Below are 22693 nucleotides of genomic sequence, written 5' to 3'. Positions count from 1 at the left end.
CTTTTCTAGTACATCTGTCCATCCGCAACGTGCGCCATTGTTGCCGGATGAGGTAATTTTCGGCCAGGGTAAATCCATGTCGGTGGTACGCATCGGCCCCTATACATTGCCTAACTCCCTGATCCTCGCGCCGATGGCCGGGGTGACCGATCGACCGTTCCGCCAGCTGTGTCGTCAGCTTGGTGCAGGCTTGGTCGTATCGGAAATGACCACTAGTGATGTGCGCCTGTACAGTAGCCGCAAGTCCCGCTTGCGTCTGATTCATGCTGATGATCCCGAGCCCCGCTCCGTACAGATCGCGGGTGGTGACCCGGCAATGCTGGCCGATGCTGCCAGACACAACGTTGAACTCGGTGCTCAGATCATCGATATCAATATGGGCTGCCCCGCTAAAAAGGTCTGTAATAAGGCGGCTGGCTCTGCACTCATGAAAGACGAGACATTGGTGCGCGAAATCCTTGAGGCTGTTGTGGCAGCCGTTGACGTGCCGGTTACGCTCAAGATTCGCACCGGTTGGGATCGTGATCACCGTAACGGTGTCAGCATTGCCCGGATTGCCGAGCAATCCGGCATTGCCGCTTTGTCCGTTCACGGTCGTACCCGTGCAGATCTCTACACTGGCCAGGCGGAATACGACACCATAGCCGCGATCAAACAAGCCATTTCGATTCCGGTATTTGCCAATGGCGACATCGATTCGCCTGAAAAAGCCCACTATGTTCTGAGTTATACCGGCGCCGACGCTCTGTTGATCGGCCGCGCCGCCCAAGGTCGTCCCTGGATCTTTCGTGAAATCGATCATTTCCTGCGTACCGGCGCTCATTTACCGGCACCAAGCTTGCAAGAAGTGGAAAGTATCCTGTTAGGCCATCTAAAAGCCCTGCATGATTTCTACGGTGCAGAGATGGGCGTACGCATTGCCCGTAAGCACGTGGGCTGGTATTTCGCCGCCCTGCCCGAGGCCCAAGGGTTTCGTACCCAGTTCAATCGTCTACAAGAGATGGACGCACAACACGCCAGCATTCGTGCATATTTCGCACAATGCCCAGCTGATGGGAAGGAAGTGGCATGACTTCGTTGTTCGATAATTCTATGACTGGAATCACGCCTGTGAGCGATAACGCCAATCTCAAGCAGCACCTGACCGCACCGCTGCAGGAAGGCCAGACCCTGCGCGACAGTGTGGAAAAGGCCCTGCGCAACTATTTCGCTCACCTGGACGGCCAGCCCGTCACTGACGTGTACAACATGGTACTTTGCGAAGTCGAAGCTCCGTTGCTTGAAAGCGTAATGAATTACGTTAAGGGCAACCAGACCAAAGCCTCTGAAATGCTAGGGCTCAATCGCGGCACCCTACGCAAAAAACTAAAGCAGTACGACCTGCTCTGACCGACACATGATGTCTGGAGCCGGTCATCCAGATCGGCACCAGGCGGCCTTTTCTCTCGCCTGACCGATGGACTTTGTGATGACCGACCAAACCACCCGCCTCCCCGTCCGCCGCGCGCTGATTAGCGTCTCCGACAAGACTGGCGTCGTCGATTTCGCCCGCGAACTCGCTACGCTGGGGGTGGAGATCCTCTCTACCGGCGGCACCTACAAATTGCTTTGCGAGCATGCTGTCCCAGCTGTGGAAGTAGCCGACTACACGGGCTTCCCCGAAATGATGGACGGTCGCGTCAAGACTTTGCATCCAAAAATCCACGGCGGCATTCTGGGCCGTCGCGGTACAGACGATACTGTCATGAATGAGCATGGCATTCAGCCGATTGACCTGGTTGCAGTCAACCTGTACCCGTTCGAGGCCACGGTAGCTAAACCAGATTGTGATCTGCCTACCGCGATTGAGAATATTGATATTGGTGGTCCCACCATGGTGCGCTCGGCGGCGAAAAATCACAAAGATGTTGCCATCGTAGTCAATGCCAGTGATTACAAGAGCGTCATTAAAAGCCTGAAAACCGGTGGACTGACCTATGCCCAGCGTTTTGACCTGGCACTCAAAGCCTTCGAACATACAGCAGCCTATGACGGTATGATCGCCAACTACCTGGGCACAATTGACCAGGCAGCGGATACGCTGTCTACGCAGAACCGCGGTAGCTTCCCTCGTACGTTCAACAGCCAGTTCATCAAGGCGCAAGAGATGCGTTATGGTGAGAATCCGCACCAGAGCGCGGCGTTTTATGTCGAGGCCAAACCGCAGGAAGCCAGCGTTGCTACAGCGGTCCAGCTGCAAGGCAAGGAACTGTCGTTCAATAACGTTGCTGACACCGACGCCGCGCTGGAATGTGTAAAAAGCTTTGCTGCACCTGCCTGCGTGATCGTCAAACATGCCAATCCTTGCGGCGTAGCCGTTGCTTCAGAAGAAGAAGGCGGCATTCGCAAGGCCTATGACCAGGCCTATGCCACCGACAGTGAATCTGCCTTTGGCGGCATTATTGCCTTTAACCGTGAACTGGACGAGGAAACGGCCAGAGCAATCGTCGAGCGTCAGTTCGTTGAAGTCATCATCGCTCCAACAGTATCCGTGGCAGCCCGAGAAGTCGTTGCGGCCAAGGCCAACGTACGACTGCTCGAATCAGGTGCATGGACCGCTGAGCGAACTGCTGGTTGGGACTTCAAGCGGGTCAATGGCGGTTTGCTGGTGCAGAGTCGTGACATTGGCATGATCACGGAGTCGGACCTGAAAATCGTGACTCAGCGGGCGCCCAGCGAGCAGGAAATCCAGGACCTGCTTTTTGCCTGGAAAGTAGCCAAGTTCGTGAAATCTAACGCCATTATCTATGCCAAACACTGTCAAACCGTAGGCGTAGGGGCTGGTCAAATGAGCCGCGTCAACTCGGCCCGAATCGCTGCCATCAAGGCCGAACATGCTGGTCTTGCCGTACAAGGTGCGGTCATGGCGTCCGATGCTTTCTTCCCGTTCCGCGACGGCATCGATAATGCTGCCAAAGCAGGCATTACAGCTGTCATTCAGCCAGGCGGCTCGATGCGTGACGGCGAAGTGATCGCCGCTGCCGATGAGGCTGGCATGGCGATGGTCTTTACTGGCATGCGGCACTTCCGTCACTAACGGCTGAGCAGGGATCGGACCATCCTCTTATAGTGCCCAGAGTGAAAATCATCGGCTCCGCTTCCTAAAGCATTAGCCGATGCGCTCTGGGCTTCTTGCCTCTACCCGCTAGATGAGGCCTAGAAACGGCCTGATCGCTAGAAGGAGCGAACATGAACGTATTGATTATCGGCAGCGGCGGACGCGAACACGCCCTAGCCTGGAAAGTGGCCCAGGACGCTCGCGTCGAAAAGGTTTTCGTCGCTCCCGGCAATGCCGGTACGGCTACCGAAGCAAAATGCGAGAACGTAGCCATTGATGCACTGGCTTTGGACCAACTGGCTGACTTTGCCGAGCAGAACGTGGCATTGACTATCGTCGGCCCGGAAGCGCCTCTTGTAAAAGGCGTGGTTGACCTGTTTCGTTCCCGCGGATTGAAATGCTTTGGCCCCACCGCAGGTGCCGCCCAACTCGAAGGCTCGAAGGCTTTTACCAAGGACTTCCTGGCACGTCACAAGATTCCAACAGCGGCTTATCAGAACTTTACCGAGGTTGAGCCCGCCCTCGCCTATCTGCGCGAACAGGGTGCGCCTATCGTAATCAAGGCCGATGGCCTTGCAGCTGGAAAGGGCGTCATTGTGGCAATGACCCTGGAGGAAGCTGAAGATGCGGTTCGTGACATGCTGTCTGGCAATGCTTTTGGCGATGCTGGCGCACGTGTGGTTATCGAAGAATTTCTCGAAGGCGAAGAAGCCAGTTTTATTGTGATGGTCGATGGACAGAACGTTCTGCCCATGGCTACCAGCCAGGATCACAAGCGGGTCGGCGATGGCGATACGGGCCCCAACACAGGTGGCATGGGCGCTTATTCTCCAGCACCTGTGGTCACGCCTGATATCCATGACCGTATCATGGCTGAGGTGATCTACCCTACCGTCAAAGGCATGGCTGCCGAAGGAAACGTTTACACCGGTTTCCTGTATGCGGGCTTGATGATCGACAAGACAGGCGCCCCCAAGGTAATTGAGTTCAATTGCCGCTTTGGTGATCCGGAAACCCAACCTATCATGCTGCGCCTGCAGTCCAGCCTGGTCAGCCTGGTCGAGGCGGCGCTGGATGAACGGCTGGCCGAAACCAAGGCGAACTGGGATCCCCGGCCGAGCCTGGGCGTGGTACTGGCAGCTGGCGGCTATCCGGGCGACTATGCCAAGGGCGACACCATAGAAGGACTTACCTCAGCGGTTTCAATGCAAGGCAAGGTCTTCCATGCAGGTACTGCCTTGAAAGAAGGTTATGTGGTGACCAGCGGCGGCCGTGTACTCTGTGCTACAGCACTAGGCGAGACAGTTTCTGAAGCACAGGCTAATGCTTACGCTTTGGCTAAATCAATTACGTGGAAGGGCTGTTTCTACCGCCTCGATATCGGCTATCGTGCCATAGCTCGCGAACGTCATTGAAACAATGCTATCAAGCGACCATAGGCCGCTTGATAGCATTTATCCGCGTTAGCCGGCCCGCTATACTCTGTCTTCTATTTCAGAAGGGATTTCTTGTGTGCCGGCTCAGGACCGCCTTTGGTTTCCTTGCCAGCGTAATGCTGGTTCTCCTGTATGCACTGCCGCCTGCCGACGCTCAAGAACTGGCGGCCTGGTCACGCCTGGATGATGCTGATGGCAGCCTGCAGCTCAACGATGTGCGAGAGCGGCTATCCGAGTTTCGATCGCTTCCCGGACAGGAGACGCACCGGCCGGCGAGCGAAGGCGCCATCTGGCTCTATAGCCGCTTACCAGCATCCGATACCACTCGGATACTGCGAGCTATTGCTCCCAATGTGGCCTATATAGACTTCTATGCTATCAGTGCCGACAAGGTTCTGGCGATCAATCGAACTGGAATAGCCCGCCCTGGCAGCTATCGCGAACAACCGAGCCGCGACTTTCTGTTCACCCTACCTGCGACGACTGGTGCGCTGGATGTATTTATTCGGCTGGAAAGCCGGACGCCTATTCGCGCCTTTGTGAAAATAGCACCTAATGCCGAGATCACGATTGCTTTCCGGCTGCTGATGTTTGGCATACTCATGGGCTGCCTGTGCATGCTGATGCTGTTTAATCTACTGCAATTGTTCTATCGCCGCAGCAACACCGGCATTGCGCTCACGTTGTTGCTGGGCCTGCAGATTAGCGTGGCGTTCAATATCTTTGGCCTGGCAAGCATGGTACTGGTAGACAAAATCTACCTGACGCCATTGCTGATGGACCTCTGCTCGCTGGCTACGGTGGCATGCTGTATCTACTTTACCAGTGCCTTTTTCAATGGCCGGCAGGTAACGCTAAGGCTGAATCTGCTGCTTTGCATTTTGTTCCTTGCCCTGCTTCTGGCAGCAGCTTTCCGCCTGCTTACAAAAGATATTTACATCGGCGAGGTGCTGTATGTGCTGGAAGGCCTGACCATCATCACGCTATGCGGCATCAGCCTGAGGTTCTGGCGCCAAGGTTTTAAGCCGGCGCGCTGGCTTGCGCTCGCCTATTTATTACTGATCGTGGCAGGTCTTCTTGCTATGCCACGCCTGCTAGGGTACTGGCCGTCTCCAGAATGGCTGGGCCGTTCCCTTGTATTCACAAGTGTAGTGACCGGCTTTTTGATGAGCATTGCGGTCGGTGAGCGCCAGCGTTACCTGCAGGAAAAGCAATTTGCCAGCAGCCGTGACCAGGCGGCCAGTACGGCCGAGATCAAGGGAAAGGCCGACTTTTTAGCACGGATGAGTCATGAGATCCGGACGCCCATGAATGGCGTATTGGGCATGACCGAACTGCTCATGGGCACATCGATGTCGCCCAAGCAGCGGGATTATGTTCAGACCATTCACAGTGCCGGTAATGAGTTACTGGCACTGATCAACGAAATTTTGGATATTTCACGGCTTGAATCGGGGAAAATCGAACTGGAAGATGTCCAGTTCGATTTGAACGCCCTAATTGAGGACAGCCTGGATATCTTCCGCGCCAAGGCTGAACACCGCCAAGTAGAGCTGATCAGCTTTATTCAGCCGCAGGTGCCGCGCATGATGACCGGTGATCCGACGCGCCTGCGGCAAGTACTGCTCAGCCTGTTGGATAACGCTTTCCTGCGTACCGAATCAGGCGAAATCCTTTTAGTGGTTGCCCTCGAAGGTCAAGATACGCCGAACCCACATCTGCGTATTGCCGTGCAAGACAGTGGCACCCCCATCGAACCGGAGGTTCGCAAGCGACTCACGTCGAACCGGCTAGACAGCCGTGATTTTCTGGCCTCAGGGGTGTCCGGGGCTCATCGCGGTTTGGCCATCACTCACCGCCTGATCCTGCTCATGAAAGGTGAACTGGGCATTGAAAGCGGTTCGGAAACCGGTTCGACGGTCTCGCTTACACTGCCTGTTCCCAAAGCCTTGATAGACAATCCGGTCGCTGACCTAGACCAGCCGTTACAGGGTATTCGCCTGCTGATGGTTGACGATAACGAGACCTGCCGTAAGGTGCTTCAGCTGCAATGCAGTGCCTGGGGGATGAACGTTACGACCGCAGCCTCTGGACGGGAAGCTCTGGCCCTACTGCGTACCAAGGCGAATTTGCAGGAATACTTTGACGTGGTCCTGCTCGATCAGGAAATGCCGGGCATGACCGGCATGCAGCTGGCCGCCCGGATTAATGAGGATCCGAACCTGAACCATGATCTGCTATTGATCATGCTTACCGGTATTACCAACGCGCCTAGCAAAATTATTGCCCGAAATGCGGGTATCAAGCGCGTCCTGACAAAACCAGTAGCGGGTTACACCTTAAAGGCTACGCTGGCTAATGAGCTGGCCCGGCGCAGCCGGCCTCTGGGCGATACGCCCCGCGAAACGCAAACTCTTTCTCTGCCAAGTAACTTCAAAGTGCTAGTGGCTGAGGACAACAGTATTTCTACCAAGGTTATTCGAGGCATGCTCAAAAAGCTTAATATCGAGCCAGATACAGCAGCCAACGGTCTGGAAGCATTGGCCGCCATGCAGCAGATTGCCTACGACCTGGTGTTGATGGACTGTGAGATGCCGGAGATGGACGGGTTTACCGCAACCGAGCGGATACGCGCCTGGGAAAAGCGTGAAAACCGACCTCATACGCCTATCGTGGCGCTAACAGCGCATATTCTTTCCGAGCACAAGGAACGAGCTCGAGAAGTGGGCATGGACGGCCATATGGCCAAACCGATCGAGCTGTCCCAATTAAGGGATTTGTTGCAGTACTGGGCCCGAGAGCGAAACGGGCTCGACATAAAGAAGTAAGACGGCAGCTACATCAGTTTTTTCAGATGTAGTTGCCCGATAGGACTTTCTCTTAATAAAGAACGCCCTAAAACAGCGCCTCTCCGATTATGCACTGTGAAGCATGGCACTAAAAAAGGTCATGTTTTACAGAGCGTTTGCCAATGCCAAGCAGCCACCCCAGGAAACACAGGCGCTCCAGGCATTTGGCATGGATAGTGATAAGCATCGATCAAAGCCATGAAGGCTTATCCACAATCGAGCATCGCCATCCAGGAGCCTTTGCATGAAGCGCCGCCCTTTACTGAAAACTACTCTGGCCGCTAGCGCCCTCTTAGTCAGCGGACTGTTTCATATCAGCGCGGCCCAAGCCGCCGATACGATCAAGGTCGGTATCCTGCATTCCCTTTCAGGCACCATGGCAATTTCCGAAACATCGCTTAAAGACATGGCGTTGATGACCATCGACGAAATCAATGCCAAGGGCGGTGTAAATGGCAAGAAGCTAGAGCCGGTTATAGTCGACCCTGCGTCCAATTGGCCATTGTTTGCGGAAAAGGCGCGTCAGCTGTTGACCCAGGATAAGGTAGCCGTCGTCTTTGGCTGCTGGACATCCGTATCACGCAAATCGGTATTACCAGTTTTTGAAGAGCTGAACGGTCTCCTGTTCTATCCGGTCCAGTACGAGGGTGAAGAAATGTCGCCCAATGTCTTTTATACCGGCGCAGCACCTAATCAACAGGCCATTCCCGCCGTGGAATATCTCATGAGCGAAGACGGAGGCGAAGCCAAGCGTTTCTTCCTGCTAGGTACTGACTACGTCTACCCACGGACGACCAATAAGATCCTGCGGGCGTTCCTGCATAGCAAGGGTGTAGAAGACAAGGATATCGAAGAGGTCTATACCCCGTTTGGCCATAGCGACTATCAGACCATAGTGGCCAACATCAAGAAGTTTGCCGCGGGTGGCAAGACCGCGGTGGTTTCTACCATTAATGGCGACTCCAACGTTCCCTTCTATAAGGAATTGGCCAACCAAGGGCTGAAGGCAACGGATGTACCCGTTGTGGCATTTTCTGTAGGCGAAGAGGAACTGCGCGGTATCGATACCGCTCCGCTGGTCGGTCACCTGGCTGCGTGGAACTACTTTCAATCCGTGGAAAACCCGGTCAACGCAAAGTTTGTAGCCGATTGGAAGGCCTACGCCAAGTCCCATAACCTGCCGAGTGCCAGCACGGCGGTTACCAATGATCCAATGGAGGCGACCTATGTCGGCATTCACATGTGGGCACAGGCCGTTGAAAAAGCCCAGTCCACCGATGTGGGTAAAGTCCGTAACGCCTTGGCTGGCCAGACCTTCAATGCGCCCTCCGGTTACACGTTGACCATGGATAAGACCAATCACCACTTGCACAAACCCGTCATGATCGGTGAGATCCAGGATGATGGTCAGTTCAGTGTGGTTTGGCAGACCGAGGGACCGATTCGTGCGCAACCCTGGAGTCCGTATATTCCTGGGAACGACAAAAAGCCGGACCAGCCGGTGAAAGGCACGTTTTAAACCTCTGCCAACCGCAGACGCCACGAGTGCCTGCGGTTGGTTGCAGCATGCCATCCCGCGCACGACGCACCCGACGATGCGAATCAGCATCCATGAGAAAGACCATGCGCCTAGTTCTCTTTTTAGTATCTGCCTTGCTAGTAAGTTTTGCGATTCCCGTCCAGGCAGGGCCTGCCAGCGACTTTGCCGCTGCCAGCCCTGCCGGGCAAGTTACGCTGTTGCAGCAATGGGCTGCTCAACCCGCACTTGAGCGCTTACCGCTGCTTGAGGCATTACACAGTAACCGCTTTGTCATTGATGGTGAAAAGCGGGCATTTTACGTAAAGGGGACATCCCTGAGCGCTGCTGAAGGCGAACCTTCTATAGCTCCAGCGGGCACTCCAAAGCCGGTACGCCTGAACAATCGTCTGCGTATCCTCATTAACAACGCCCTGGCTAGCCACCAGCTTTTATCCGACGAGGCAAGTGTACGCCTTGCCGCCGCACAAACGCTGCGCCAGGACGCTAAGCCCGAGCAGAGAGCCTTCCTTGAGCAGCGCTTGAATATCGAGGCGGATGATTCAGTCAGACGCGCCCTGGGCTTTGCCGTGGCGAATTTGCAGCTGACCGATGCCAGTCCAGATACTCGTCTCTCAGCGGTCCGGTTGCTGGGCGATACCGGCGAGCCGCAGGCGCGTGCGCGCTTGCAAGCCTTGACCGATCCGGCGAATGAGCCCGACGCAGCAGTGCGCAAGGCTGCGGAGACCAGCCTTGCGCAAGTAGAGCGTCGCCTGTTGGTTGGCGATCTGCTCGGGCAGGCCTTTACCGGCTTGTCCCTGGGTTCGATCCTGCTGCTCGCGGCTCTAGGCTTGGCCATTACCTATGGTCTGCTGGGCGTGATCAACATGGCCCATGGCGAAATGCTGATGCTAGGGGCTTACACAACTTATCTTGTGCAGACACTGCTCCAACGTTTCGTACCGGATATGTTGGTCTACTATCCGTTACTGGCCCTGCCGGCGGCGTTCTTTGTTACCGCGGTGATCGGCATGGTCTTGGAGCGTACCGTGATCCGCCACCTCTATGGCCGACCGCTAGAAACCTTGCTAGCCACGTGGGGCATCAGTCTGATGCTGATTCAGCTGATACGGGTCGTATTTGGCGCGCAGAACGTTGAGGTGGCCAATCCTGCCTGGCTGTCCGGCGGCATTCAGGTACTGCCGAATCTGCTCCTGCCCTACAACAGGGTCATCATTATCGGCTTCGCGATTTTCGTACTGATTCTGACCTGGGCGCTGCTCAACATGACACGTCTGGGCCTAAACATCCGCGCCGTGACGCAGAATCGCAATATGGCTGCCTGTTGTGGAGTTCCAACTGGACGCATCGACATGTTGGCCTTTGGCCTCGGTTCAGGCATTGCAGGCTTGGGGGGAGTAGCGCTATCACAGGTGGGTAATGTTGGCCCGGATCTAGGCCAAAATTACATTATTGACTCATTCCTTGTAGTGGTGCTGGGCGGTGTTGGTCAACTAGCGGGCAGTGTACTGGCTGCTTTTGGATTGGGCATCGCCAACAAGATTCTCGAACCCCAGATCGGCGCCGTTCTCGGCAAGATCCTGATTCTGGCTCTCATCATTCTCTTCATCCAAAAACGCCCCCAGGGCCTCTTCGCGCTCAAAGGGAGGGTCCTCGATTGAACCAGCCACTTACTCTGACTGCCGCCCGCACCGTAGGGCCCCGCTGGACATTGGGTATCGCCGCGGTGGCGCTGGCCATATTAATCGCCCTGCCCTTGCTGTCTCTTCTACCCAACGACCACCCGCTACAGGTTTCTGCCTATACGCTGACTCTGGTGGGCAAGATTCTCTGCTACGCCATCGTCGCGCTCGCGTTGGACTTGGTTTGGGGCTACGCCGGTCTCCTGTCCCTGGGCCACGGTGTGTTCTTTGCGCTAGGTGGTTACGCCATGGGCATGTATCTGATGCGTCAGGCGTCTGGCGAGGGCATTCCAGCGTTCATGACTTTTCTGTCCTGGACGGAAATTCCCTGGTTTTGGGCTGGCACGCAGCACTTCCTCTGGGCCTTGTGCCTAGTAGTACTGGCACCGGGCCTATTGGCCTTTGTATTTGGCTTTTTTGCCTTCCGCTCACGGATCAAGGGCGTGTATTTCTCAATCATGACCCAGGCGCTGACGTTTGCCGGCATGCTGTTGTTCTTCCGCAACGAAACAGGCTTTGGCGGCAATAATGGTTTTACCGGCTTCACAACACTGCTTGGTTTTCCCATCGCAGCGCCAGGAATGCGCGCCCTGTTATTCCTCTTGACCGTTGCCCTGCTAGTGGCGAGCCTGCTGCTCGGCTGGCAGCTGGCGCGAAGCAAGTTCGGCCGCATTTTGACGGCGATTCGAGATGCTGAAAACCGGGTGATGTTTTGCGGCTATGACCCAAGAGGATTCAAGCTGTTCGTCTGGACGCTCTCGGCCGTCATTTGCGGGCTGGCCGGTGCGCTGTACGTACCGCAAGTAGGCATCATCAACCCTAGCGAAATGGCGCCCACTAATTCTATCGAAGCAGCCATTTGGGTGGCTTTGGGCGGACGCGGCACGCTGATCGGCCCGGTCTTGGGTGCCGGTATCGTCAACGGCGCCAAGAGCTGGTTTACGGTTGCCTTTCCCGAGTACTGGCTGTTCTTTCTAGGATTGCTGTTTATCGTGGTGACCCTGTTCCTGCCTAAAGGCGTGATCGGACTGATCCGTAAGGACAAAGAGACATGAAGGCCACTCCCGTACCTAACCTGGTCGATGCCTCCTTTAGCAGCGAATCCAGCGGATTGGGTCATCAGGTCACCGGTGGCTTGGACACGCGCCACGGGACCATTCTGACCCTGGAAGATATAGGCGTCAGCTTTGATGGCTTCAAGGCGCTAAACGCGCTGACACTCTATATCGGCGTGGGTGAGTTGCGCTGCATTATCGGACCGAACGGTGCCGGCAAGACCACCCTGATGGACGTGATTACCGGCAAGACCCGCCCAGACACCGGCAAGGCATATTTTGGTGAAACGCTCGACCTGACCCGCCTGAGCGAAGTCGAGATCGCCCAGGCTGGAATAGGTCGAAAGTTTCAAAAACCCACGGTATTTGAAGCCTTGACCGTTTACGAAAATCTGGAACTGGCGCAAAAGACCAACAAGTCCGTCTGGGCTAGCCTGCGCGCCACACTTACAGGCGAACAACAAGACCGTCTCGAAGAGGTACTGGTTACAATCCGGCTCGCCGAATCCCGTCATCGGCCAGCCGGGCTGCTCTCCCACGGGCAGAAGCAGTTTCTGGAAATCGGGATGCTATTGACCCAGGAGCCCCAGCTTTTGTTACTGGATGAGCCGGTGGCTGGAATGACCGATGCCGAGACAGAGTTTACCGCCGAGCTGTTCACTTCACTGGCGCGAAAGCATTCGCTCATGGTGGTAGAGCATGACATGGGCTTCGTCGAAGCCATCGCAGATCATGTGACTGTACTGCATCAAGGGCATGTGCTGGCTGAAGGTTCTCTGGCGGAAGTCCAGGCGAACGAACAAGTTATCGAGGTCTATCTTGGCCGATAGCGCCAGCATAATGGGGCCGCGCCTGAGTTTGCAGAGGCCCTTCCGACGGTACGCAAAGCATTGGATGCGTCACTCGCCTTATATGGAAACACAGTCATGCTTCAGGTAAACGAACTTCATCAATACTATGGCGGCAGTCATATCCTGCGCGGTCTTTCCTTCGACGCGAAGATCGGCGAAGTGACCTGCGTTCTAGGCCGCAACGGGGTCGGCAAAACCACACTACTTCGGTGCCTCATGGGGCTGACTCCTGCCAAACAAGGCAGCGTGACCTGGGAAGGCAATCCTATCACCCGCTACAAACCTCACCAGCGCGTCCAGGCGGGTATCGCCTATGTGCCTCAGGGCCGGGAGATCTTTCCACGCCTGACCGTTGAAGAAAACCTGTTGATGGGTCTGTCCCGCTTTCCTGCCAGTCAGGCAAAGGAAGTACCTGCATTCATCTATGAACTGTTCCCGGTGCTCAAACAGATGAAGCATCGGCGCGGTGGCGACCTGTCCGGTGGGCAACAGCAGCAACTCGCTATCGGTCGCGCGCTGGCCAGTCAACCACGCCTGCTAATCCTTGACGAGCCCACCGAAGGTATTCAACCCTCGGTCATCAAGGAAATCGGAGTTGTCATTAAGCGCCTGGCGGAACGCGGCGACATGGCTATTCTGCTGGTCGAGCAATTTTATGATTTTGCTGCCGAGCTGGCCGACCGCTACATCGTCATGGCCCGCGGTGAGATCGTTCAGAATGGCAAAGGGACTGATATGGAGGCAGAAGGAGTACGTGGGCTGATGGCAATCTGAGCACGGAGCGCCTTCATACCGACCGCGCTACCTATCTAGTAAGTGCTAAACGAGCATAGCTGACGCGGCACGCCAATCGTTGCGATTGATGCGCCGCGTCACGTTATCTAGCTGCTCCGACTCATCTGACCAAGCCGCCCGGACAACGCATGCATCCCTTGTCCCAGCTCGCGAAGCACGTGTGCATCTTGAGCGCCCTTTTCGCTGGACGCGTGGATTCGCACAGCCAGCTCGTTAATTTCCTGGGTAACCTGGCTTTGCTCCTGCGCGGCAACGGCGATCTGTTGAGCACGCTGAACGATATCGTCGAAGCTGCTCACCGTATTGACCAACGTGCCAGAGACCTTACTGGCCTGCGTAACGACTTGCCGGGTACGGTCAGCACTGGTCTGCATGGTGGTAACGGCCTGATTGGAAGCCTGACGCAACTGACCAATCATCTCCTGAATCTCGTTGGCCGACGTCTGAGTACGACCTGCAAGAGTACGGACCTCATCGGCCACCACGGCAAAGCCACGTCCCTGTTCGCCTGCGCGAGCCGCTTCAATGGCCGCATTGAGCGCCAGCAGGTTGGTCTGTTCAGAAATGGACTTGATAACGTCCAAAACGCTACCGACCCGCTCGATATCTTCACCCAAGCGGGTAATCGCGGAGGCGGCACTGGTAATTTCGCCCGCCAGTGCCTCTACGGACTGGTTGTTACTCTGCACATGAGCCTGCCCTTCCCGAGCAGCAAGCTGCGAATGCCGGGCCGTATCCGAACAGTCTGTGGTATTCAACGCTACTTCCTGGGCGCTGGCCGACATTTCGGTAATGGCGGTGGCGAGCAAGGTATTGTCTTCGCGCTGCGCCTCGGCCCGCACGGCCAGCCCAGATGACAGGCTGGCCAGTTCAGATGCCTGGCGCTCAAGCAGGGTCGATTCCTCAGCAATGCTATTAAGCATCTGCCGCAGTGAGCCCGCATAACGATTAACAGCTCCACGCAGCGCACCAATTTCATCCGCGCGGTAGATTTCCAACTCGGTATTGCCCTGGCCACTCTCACCCAAGGCGTCGATTTGCGCCGTGGTTTCTTCCAACTGGGCAAGCAGACGCTTGCAGGCAAACCAGGCCAGAGCCAGGAGTATGCCTAACAGCGGTAGCAAGAACATCAGGATTTCAGCGGTTAGCCGATTAGCCAAGCCCGTTACGTGCGTCTCCGGTGTTACCAGAGCAACATACCAGCCGGTAGACCCCATCGGCTTCAGACTGACATAAGCCGGAGCGCCCAACCGGCCATCTTCCGGTAAAAAGACGGTGCGCTGCTCTTGCCCGGAAGCGGCTACCGCCTCAATGACCGGTTTTAGCCAGGCATGCTTTTCACCAAGGCTGCTTAACGTTGGCAAGCCTTGCTGAGTAGAAATGTCCGGGAAGTACAGCAGATTCCCGGAGCGATCCAGGGCAAAGGCGTAGCCTTCAGTGACACCACCCTCGGCCTTCAGAAAGGCGGCGAGGCCGTCGAGCTTAAGGTCGATAGTAGAAACGCCGGCGAAGCGGCCATTTTCTTTATAGGGAACGCTGCAGGTAGTCATCGCCACACCGGTCACCGAATCCTGATAGGCATCGGACCAGACGCATTGACCGGCAGGGGCCGTTTTGGCGCCGGTGTACCAGGATTCGCTCTGGTAGGGTGTCGCATCGGCGGCGTTATAGTCGTCGGAATAATCCAGGCCGCCCCGCTCATTGCGTGCCCAGAAAAAGCTGCGCCGCTCCACACCTGCCGTGAAAGCGCCTGGCTCAGGCCAGATACCGCCCCCTGCGATAGCATTATCGCCTTGGCTGTTGATCACATTGGGTAAGTTGCTTTTTATCAAAGCCTCATCACGGGGAAGCGTTTCGGCCAGGTGTGCCATGGCAGCAGCCGTTCCTTCGATCCGGATCAACTGTAATTCCAGCTGGCGTGCAATAGCCGTAGCCGACTGCTCGGCAGCCACTGTACCCGCTTCAACCAATTGAGGCTTGCCGCGCAGAGCCATAACGCCATAGATCGACAAAGCGGTCAGCATGAGTAACATCAGAATGCCAAGCGTCATTCGCTGGGCAATCCGCGTAGGCAACACATTCATTCCTCGACTCCAAATAAGCGGGCTGTATCAAGGATTCGGCAGCAAAGTTCATTTATTGAATGGTTTAGTAAGACGCTCTAGCATTTCAGCCGAGCGGCTCTTACGGTTAGCCGCCCAGCTCAGACGCAAGGGCCGCTGATTAGAACGCTGTCAGGAAGTTTCCTGGCGTTGGCTCGGTATCATTCATGTTCAGCATGGGCACGTCGGCTTCGTCCTTGAGTTTCACACCGGACAACTGGCGACGACAGGCTTCGCGCATCAGGTAGAGCAACTTGTGCGCCGCTAAGCCATAGCTCAGACCTTCCAAACGAACATTAGAGATGCAGTTGCGGTAGGCATCGGTGAGGCCGACGCGGGGAGCATAGGTGAAATACAAACCCAGACTATCCGGCGAGCTAAGGCCGGGCCGTTCACCGATCAGCATGACCACCATCCGGGCGCCCAGTATTTCTCCGATCTCATCGCCAATAGCGACCCGCGCCTGCTCTACCAGCACAACCGGCGCGCGCGACCAACCGTCCTGGCTGGCCTGCTCATCCAGCCGCTCAAGAAACGGCAGGGCATGGCGATGCACGGCGAGTGCAGAAAGCCCATCGGCAATGACGAAAACAACATCAACGCCTCCTACATGTGCAGCGGCATATTCATGCAACCGCTGTGCAGACTCTGCGTTCAAACGCCGCCCCAGATCTGGCCGCTGCAAATAGACGTTACGGTCAGCCGCTGCGCTATGCAGCACAAGGCTGTCGTGTCCCTTTTGCTTTAAACGCTCCCTCAAGGCGGCATGATCGAATGCCAAATGCACGGCGTCACGCGCCTGGGCGTGAGCAAACTGGAAGTCCAATTGGGCGGCTGTCGGCAAACTGGTGCCGGCCCGGCCCAAGGCAATGCGAGCAGGCGTCAATCGACGCAACTTCAACCAGGGATCGGCTTGAGCGGCACTCTTATCAGGCTTGGCCATGGTGATTCTTCTCCTTAACTCAACTGAGCCAGGGCTTGGCGAAAAGGCGGTGGCAGGGCATCCCCCAGGCGGAAGCGGCCATTATCCAGGCGCAGGATATCCATTTTTTCCAGCCAGGCCTCGAACTCCGGAGCGGCGCGCAGCCCAAGGGTCTGCCGGGCATAGAGCGCGTCGTGGAAAGAGGTGGTCTGGTAATTGAGCATGACGTCGTCGGAACCGGGAATGCCCATGATGAAATTGATACCCGCCGTGCCAAGCAGCGTCAGGAGCGTGTCCATGTCGTCTTGATCCGCTTCGGCGTGGTTGGTGTAGCAGATGTCACAGCCCATGGGCACACCCAGGAGCTTGCCGCAGAAATGATCCTCCAACCCGGCGCGAATGATTTGCTTGCCGTTGTAAAGGTATTCCGGGCCGATGAAACCAACCACTGTGTTTACCAGTAGCGGCTTGAACTGGCGGGCTACGGCGTAGGCTCGCGCTTCGCAAGTCTGCTGATCAACACCATGATGGGCATTGGCTGACAGCGCACTGCCCTGCCCCGTCTCGAAATACATGAGATTCTCGCCTACGCTGCCGCGCTTGAGGGAAAGCCCGGCTTCATAGCCCTGCTGCAATAACTCCAGGCTGATACCAAAACTCTCATTGGCCGCCTGGGTACCGGCAATGGATTGAAACACCAGATCCAGCGGTACGCCGCGCTCGATGGCCTCAATAGACGTCGTGACATGAGTCAGGACGCATGACTGCGTGGGAATCTCATACCGTTGAATGACCGCATCCAGCATCTTTAACAGCTCACAAATACCACTGGTACTGTCGGTAGCCGGGTTGATGCCAATGACGGCATCGCCATTGCCGTAGAGCAAGCCGTCCAGAATGCTGGCAGCAATCCCGGCGGGATCGTCCGTGGGATGGTTGGGCTGCAGGCGGGTCGACAGCCGTCCGCGCAGCCCCAGCGTATTACGAAAACAGGTGACGACCCGGGCCTTTTGCGCAACCAGGATCAAATCCTGTACCCGCATGATCTTTGAAACGGCGGCTACCATCTCTGGCGTGAGCCCTGGTGCCAGTGCACGTAAACTGGCCTCGTCAGCGGCATCGCTCAACAGCCAGTTACGAAAGTCGCCTACGGTGAGATGACGTACCGGCGCAAACGCGGCCGCATCATGGGTATCCATAATCAGGCGCGTGACTTCGTCGGTCTCGTAGGGAATAAGCGCTTCGTTCAAAAAGTGTATGAGCGGTACGTTGGCCAGCGCCATTTGTGCGGCCACCCGCTCCACATCGCTACTGGCAGCGACACCCGCCAGGTAATCGCCGGATCGTGCCGGGGTGGCCTTGGCCATAAGCGTTTTGAGACTATCGAATCGCCAGGTCTGCTGCCCGATGGTATGTACAAAATCAGCCATTCACCCACTCCTCCTTTACCGCGGAAAGAGGCCCGCCAGCTGTTGACGGGCGCGTCCTGCTCAAGGCTGTGACAACAGACTGTCCGGTATGGCAGCCTGGCGCTGATGCCCGGTCAACCGGAAATACACGAAACCGATTGTCATTAGCCCCAGGAAGACCAAGGCCAAGGTCCCGTTGAACCAGATCATGGCAATCAAACAGACAATGGCCAGAACCAATGCAATAGCCGGCACGATTGGATAGCCCGGCGCCCTGAAGGTGCGCTCCAGGTTCGGCTCGATTTTGCGCAGACGGAACAGGCTCAGCATGCTCATGATGTACATGACGATCGCGCCGAAGACAGCCATGGTGATCATGGCGGCGGTCAGGCTCATGCCTTGCAGGTTCACGATTCCATCGCTGAAGATCGCCGCGATGCCAATCACGCCGCCGGCTAAAATGGCGCGGTGTGGGGTCTGGAAGCGCGACAGCTTGGCCAGGCCTGCTGGCAGATAACCGGCACGGGCCAAGGCAAAGAACTGCCGAGAATAGCCCATGATAATTCCATGAAAGCTCGCCACGAGACCAAACAGGCCGATCCATACCAGCATGTGAAGCCAGGTAGAGTCATTACCTACTACCGCTTTCATTGCCTGCGGTAATGGATCATTGATACCCGACAGTTCACGCCAGTCACCAACTCCGCCGGCAAAGACCATGACACCAATGGCCAGGGTCACTAATGTGAGAATGCCCGCAATGTAAGCCCTGGGAATAGTTCGCTTCGGGTCCTTAGCTTCTTCAGCCGCCATGGCAGCGCCTTCGATTGCCAGGAAGAACCAAATAGCATAGGGAATCGCCGCAAAAATGCCGGTAATGGCGGCGCTTCCAAACGTATCGGAACCGGCCCAGCCGTTCAGAACGAAATTGCTGAAACTAAAGCCGGGCGCTACCACGCCCATAAAGACCAGGAGTTCAGCCACGGCCAGTACGGTCACGATCAACTCGAAGGTTGCTGCAATGCTTACGCCCAGAATGTTCAGGGTCATGAAAATCGCATAGGCCCCCACCGCCGCCCAACGCGGGTCTAACGAGGGATACTGAACATTCAGATAAGCCCCAATAGCCATGGCAATGGCAGGCGGTGCGAAGACAAACTCGATCAGCGTGGCCAAACCGGCAATCATGCCGCCGGTGGGGCCAAAAGCACGCAGACTGTAGGCAAACGGACCGCCGGCATGGGGAATGGAGGTGGTCAGCTCCGTAAAACTGAAGATAAAGCAGGTGTACATAACCGCCACGACTAACGCCGTGACCAGAAAGCCCAGCGTACCGGCTACGCCCCAACCGTAGCTCCAGCCGAAGTACTCCCCTGAAATCACCAGGCCTACGGCGATACCCCATAAATGAAGCGTACCCAAGGTGGGTTTGAGTTGTGCTGCTGTCATTGCGTCAGTCTCCTGGAAAGGGACATAGGTCTACCCTGTTTTCGAGCATAACCACGTCAAACGCGTACGACTTGACCGTAAAAGACAGCTTCTGATGCGTGCGGTCAACTTGCGTCAGGTGTTACGCACCGTCTCACTTGCTCGTGCACCACTGTCGTGCAGAACCGCATAAGCGCCTCGCTTTTGCACCGAAATGGCGCCAAGCCATTGAATCTGATCAAGTTATCAGCGCAGCTTTCATGCCTGCCAAGCGAGGCATGACAATTGCTACGTGTCCGTATTATCGGCATCCATGGCTCGCCAGTATGACCCTGCCCCTCACCCGACATGCGCCCCTTTCCGATGCACTCACCGCTTCGGCCGGCAACATTGGCGTTCTGTCGGCAGCGGCAAGCGGACTGGACACTTTTATTGCAGGCCATGGCGGTGATGTAGACCGGATCTTTGGCGTCTCGGGTATCGACCCGGAACAACTGCTCCACCCCGCGCTGAGTCTTGATCTGGTTAGCTATTGCCGAGTACTGGAAGAGGCCGCCGGACAATCCGGCTGCGACAACTTCGGGCTCTATTACGGTCAGCAATTCAAGCCTCATGCCTTGGGTCTGCTGGGTTACGTCGGGCTCTGCTCGGACACTCTCGAACAGGCGTTGCGCAATTTCGCCCTGGCCTTTCCGTTTCATCAGCAGAGCACCCTGATCCGCCTCGTCGACTTTGGCGAGTGTTACCGCTTCGAGTATCAGGTCCGCCATCAGGCCATTCTGGGTAAACGCCAGGATGCCGAATTGACCATGGGCATGGTGCTCAACCTGATTCGCCATGTGCTCGGTCCCACCTGGGCGCCGCGTGCCGTTCATTTCGAACACTCCCGTCCGGAAGCCTGGCAAGAGCATCGCCGGTTATTCGATGCCCCCATCTTGTTCAGCCAACCTTGTAATGCCATGGTCGTGCCTAAACGCGACCTGGCAGGACATCGGATGCCTGAGCGGGATGCCATTTTGTTAAGCGTTGTCCAGGACGCCATTCGGCAACTGGGTATCCGTGGCCGCTGCGCACCCGATCTGGTGCAGGAAACCCGTACGCAGGTGCGCCATGCACTCATTCAAGGCGAGCCGAGCCTGGAATTAATTGCCGAATCGCTAGGGCTTTCCAGCCACTCGCTGCAACGCCGCCTGCGTGAGCGTAATCTTTGCTTCACGACCCTTATCGAAGACGAACGCCGTGAGTTAGCTCTGCATTATCTGCGCCAGCGACTGCCTATTTCCGAATTAGCCCCGCTCCTCGGATATTCTGAAACCAGCGCCTTTTCCCGTGCGTTTCGCCGCTGGTTTGGCGTCAGCCCACGGCAATGGCGGCAATCTTCGCCAGGTTGATGTGAGTGTCTGGATGAAACTTATACACTGCCCTTTCCTTGCCCCTGACCGAGTCCGATGAATTCAGCTATTGCTCCTGCCCTGTTTACCCCTGCGTGGCATGCCGAGCTTGAGCTCGCCTATGCGCGCCAGGATGACTGGACGCGCCCGGTCACCCGACGTCATAGCGGCCCCTTGCGCGTACAGAAACACCTGCATGCCGAAGGACCCGAGGTCTGCCAGCACATCATTGTTCACCCTCCGGGTGGCATTGCCGGCGGCGACCGGCTGGACATAGCTGTTCGCGTAGGCGAAAACGCCTGGACGCAGCTAACCAGTCCAGGGGCGGCCAAGTGGTATCGCGCGCCCGGAGCAGCCTTTCAGCAACTCGACTTCCATGTCGAGCCGGGAGCCACGCTGGAATGGCTACCGCAGGAAACCATTGTTTTCTCTGGCGCCCGCGCTGAACTCGCGACCCGAATCCACCTTCAGGGTGACGCCCGCCTCCTGTACTGGGACATGGTAGCGCTTGGCCGTCCTGCCAGCACGGAGCGCTTTGCCGAGGGGCATTTCCAGGCGCATCTGGATATCTACCGAGAGGGTCAACCGCTCTGGCATGAGCGCCAGCGCCTCCAGGGCGGCGACCGACTACTCGACTCACCTATCGGTCTCGATGGTCATCCGGTTTTCGCCACGCTGCTGATAACCGGCGACATTGACGAAGCCCTACTCAAGGACTGCCGCAAGGTATCTTGTCATGGCCGCGGCGACCTGACCCAACTACCCGGCCTGCTTGTAGCCCGCTGCCTTAGCCATGAAGCACTGGCGGCTCGTGCCTGGCTGATCGAACTCTGGACCCTGCTACGCCCCGCCCTGCTGGGCCGCAGTGCCGTCCCTCCCAGAATCTGGAGTACCTGATGGACCTGACACCTCGCGAAAAAGACAAATTGCTTATTTTCACGGCTGGTCTTGTTGCCGAACGCCGGCTGGCTCGTGGGCTCAAGCTCAACTACCCGGAAGCCATGGCGCTCATTTCTGCGGCTCTGCTCGAAGGCGCTCGAGATGGCCAGACCGTAGCCGAGTTGATGCATTACGGCACTACCCTGTTGACCCGCGACCAGGTTATGGAAGGCGTGCCAGAAATGATCCCGGAAATTCAAGTAGAAGCCACCTTTCCTGACGGCACGAAACTTGTGACCGTACACCAACCCATTGCCTGAGGTAGCCATGACCTGCTCCATCGTACCGGCAAGCGAGGCCGACCTGCCCGGCATCCTGGCGATTTACAACGATGCTGTGGAAAACACCACAGCCATCTGGAACGAGACGCTGGTAGACCTCGATAACCGCCGCGCCTGGCTGGCGGACCGTACGGCCCAGAAATTTCCGGTACTGGTTGCCCATGATGCCAGCGGTGCGGTGATCGGCTACGCCAGCTATTGCACTTGGCGCACGATCGAAGGATTTCGCCATACCGTCGAGCATTCGGTGTATGTGCGCAGCGACCAGTGCGGTCAGGGGATTGGTCCCCAGCTCATGCAGGCACTGATCACCTGCGCCCGTAACGTCAACCTGCACATGATGGTGGCAGCCATTGAAAGTGGAAATGCCGTCTCGATCCGCCTGCACGAGCGCCTCGGATTCGTTACCACCGGGCAGATGCCGGAAGTTGGCAAGAAATTCGGCCGCTGGCTGGATCTGACGTTCATGCAGTTAAAACTGGAGCCTCTTGGTGAGTAGACACCGGACTCTATTCTCTCTATTTCATAGGAGCACCGCATGATTCCGGGTGAATATAAAATTGCCGATGGCGACATCGAGCTCAACGTTGGTCGCCGTACGCTGAGCCTGACCGTGGCAAATACGGGTGACCGCCCCATTCAGGTGGGCTCCCACTATCACTTTTTCGAAACCAATGATGCGCTCGCTTTTGACCGAGCTCAGGCCCGTGGTATGCGCCTGAACATCCCTGCCGGAACGGCGGTGCGCTTCGAGCCGGGGCAGTCCCGAGATGTGCAATTAGTAGAGCTAGCGGGCGAACGAACCGTATACGGTTTTGCCGGACGCGTAATGGGACGGCTGTAAGCCGTGATCTGGTGTGACAGGTATCGCTGCGCTCACCCGGAGGATGCGCTTCGCAACATGAGCCGGAGCGCATAG

At 56.7% G+C, this 22693-nt stretch carries 18 protein-coding genes and 2 pseudogenes; 15 read left to right on the top strand and 5 right to left on the bottom strand.

Annotated features, from left to right (window positions below):
- The first annotated feature begins 76 nt into the window (after window positions 1-76).
- The 10 genes from dusB (at window position 77) to urtE (ending at window position 13281) form a co-directional block, all read left to right on the top strand.
- Window positions 77-1072, top strand: coding sequence for a tRNA dihydrouridine synthase DusB (gene dusB / locus IQ22_RS00345; RefSeq protein ID WP_145136327.1), 996 nt, complete (start codon window positions 77-79; stop codon window positions 1070-1072).
- On the top strand, window positions 1069-1389 hold the full coding sequence (gene fis / locus IQ22_RS00340; RefSeq protein ID WP_145136324.1) for a DNA-binding transcriptional regulator Fis: 321 nt from the start codon (window positions 1069-1071) through the stop codon (window positions 1387-1389). The genes dusB and fis overlap by 4 nt, the downstream gene beginning before the upstream one ends.
- 79 nt (window positions 1390-1468) lie before the next feature.
- A complete protein-coding gene (gene purH / locus IQ22_RS00335; RefSeq protein WP_145136321.1) occupies window positions 1469-3076 on the top strand; it encodes a bifunctional phosphoribosylaminoimidazolecarboxamide formyltransferase/IMP cyclohydrolase in 1608 nt (535 codons plus the stop codon).
- Between the two features lie 152 nt (window positions 3077-3228).
- Window positions 3229-4512: a phosphoribosylamine--glycine ligase gene (purD, locus tag IQ22_RS00330; RefSeq protein WP_145136319.1), complete on the top strand. Its 1284-nt coding sequence runs from the start codon at window positions 3229-3231 to the stop codon at window positions 4510-4512.
- A gap of 95 nt (window positions 4513-4607) precedes the next feature.
- Window positions 4608-7361 carry a hybrid sensor histidine kinase/response regulator gene (locus IQ22_RS00325; protein WP_208733584.1) on the top strand — a complete coding sequence of 918 codons (2754 nt, stop codon included), beginning with the start codon at window positions 4608-4610 and terminating at the stop codon, window positions 7359-7361.
- A gap of 265 nt (window positions 7362-7626) precedes the next feature.
- Window positions 7627-8901: an urea ABC transporter substrate-binding protein gene (urtA, locus tag IQ22_RS00320; protein WP_145136316.1), complete on the top strand. Its 1275-nt coding sequence runs from the start codon at window positions 7627-7629 to the stop codon at window positions 8899-8901.
- 104 nt (window positions 8902-9005) lie between these two features.
- Entirely contained in the window at window positions 9006-10580 is a 1575-nt protein-coding gene (gene urtB, locus IQ22_RS00315) for an urea ABC transporter permease subunit UrtB (protein WP_145136313.1), read from the top strand.
- Window positions 10577-11656 (top strand): urea ABC transporter permease subunit UrtC, encoded by a 1080-nt coding sequence (gene urtC, locus IQ22_RS00310; protein WP_145136311.1) that lies wholly within the window; start codon window positions 10577-10579, stop codon window positions 11654-11656. Before urtB ends, urtC begins: the two co-directional genes overlap by 4 nt.
- A complete protein-coding gene (gene urtD / locus IQ22_RS00305) occupies window positions 11653-12486 on the top strand; it encodes an urea ABC transporter ATP-binding protein UrtD (RefSeq protein WP_145136308.1) in 834 nt (277 codons plus the stop codon). Before urtC ends, urtD begins: the two co-directional genes overlap by 4 nt.
- Window positions 12487-12582: 96 nt before the next feature.
- Window positions 12583-13281, top strand: coding sequence for an urea ABC transporter ATP-binding subunit UrtE (gene urtE / locus IQ22_RS00300; RefSeq protein WP_145136305.1), 699 nt, complete (start codon window positions 12583-12585; stop codon window positions 13279-13281).
- A gap of 107 nt (window positions 13282-13388) precedes the next feature.
- On the opposite strand, the pseudogene IQ22_RS23975 reads toward urtE, so the two are convergent.
- The 5 genes and pseudogenes from IQ22_RS23975 to eat all read right to left on the bottom strand — a co-directional run.
- A pseudogene (locus IQ22_RS23975) lies at window positions 13389-13982 on the bottom strand (methyl-accepting chemotaxis protein); the annotation flags it as partial.
- A 522-nt stretch (window positions 13983-14504) separates the two neighbouring features.
- Window positions 14505-15173 (bottom strand): annotated as a pseudogene (locus tag IQ22_RS23970) (PDC sensor domain-containing protein); the annotation flags it as partial.
- Window positions 15174-15525: 352 nt separating this feature from the next.
- A complete protein-coding gene (gene eutC, locus IQ22_RS00290) occupies window positions 15526-16347 on the bottom strand; it encodes an ethanolamine ammonia-lyase subunit EutC (protein WP_145136297.1) in 822 nt (273 codons plus the stop codon).
- A 14-nt stretch (window positions 16348-16361) separates the two neighbouring features.
- Window positions 16362-17756, bottom strand: coding sequence for an ethanolamine ammonia-lyase subunit EutB (locus IQ22_RS00285; protein ID WP_145136294.1), 1395 nt, complete (start codon window positions 17754-17756; stop codon window positions 16362-16364).
- Between the two features lie 60 nt (window positions 17757-17816).
- Window positions 17817-19184, bottom strand: a complete 1368-nt coding sequence (gene eat, locus IQ22_RS00280) for an ethanolamine permease (protein ID WP_145136291.1) — start codon at window positions 19182-19184, stop codon at window positions 17817-17819.
- A gap of 305 nt (window positions 19185-19489) precedes the next feature.
- On the opposite strand from eat, the gene qhpR reads away from it, so the two are divergent.
- From qhpR to IQ22_RS00255, 5 genes are read left to right on the top strand one after another with little or no spacing between them, the layout of a single operon-like run.
- A complete protein-coding gene (gene qhpR / locus IQ22_RS00275) occupies window positions 19490-20554 on the top strand; it encodes an AraC-like transcriptional regulator QhpR (RefSeq protein WP_145136288.1) in 1065 nt (354 codons plus the stop codon).
- A 57-nt stretch (window positions 20555-20611) separates the two neighbouring features.
- Window positions 20612-21451, top strand: coding sequence for an urease accessory protein UreD (locus tag IQ22_RS00270; RefSeq protein ID WP_145136285.1), 840 nt, complete (start codon window positions 20612-20614; stop codon window positions 21449-21451).
- Window positions 21451-21753 (top strand): urease subunit gamma, encoded by a 303-nt coding sequence (ureA, locus tag IQ22_RS00265; RefSeq protein WP_145136282.1) that lies wholly within the window; start codon window positions 21451-21453, stop codon window positions 21751-21753. The genes IQ22_RS00270 and ureA overlap by 1 nt, the downstream gene beginning before the upstream one ends.
- 7 nt (window positions 21754-21760) lie before the next feature.
- Window positions 21761-22273 (top strand): GNAT family N-acetyltransferase, encoded by a 513-nt coding sequence (locus IQ22_RS00260; protein ID WP_145136279.1) that lies wholly within the window; start codon window positions 21761-21763, stop codon window positions 22271-22273.
- A 39-nt stretch (window positions 22274-22312) separates the two neighbouring features.
- The gene (locus tag IQ22_RS00255) at window positions 22313-22618 is read left to right on the top strand and encodes an urease subunit beta (protein WP_145136276.1); all 306 of its coding nucleotides are present in this window, start codon (window positions 22313-22315) and stop codon (window positions 22616-22618) included.
- Window positions 22619-22693 lie beyond the last annotated feature (75 nt).

Origin of the sequence: Pseudomonas duriflava (assembly GCF_007830155.1) — a bacterium.
Classification (GTDB): Bacteria; Pseudomonadota; Gammaproteobacteria; order Pseudomonadales; family Pseudomonadaceae; genus Chryseomonas; species Chryseomonas duriflava.
Note: the sequence above shows the minus strand (reverse complement) of the source record. Positions and strands in the feature narration are given on the sequence as shown.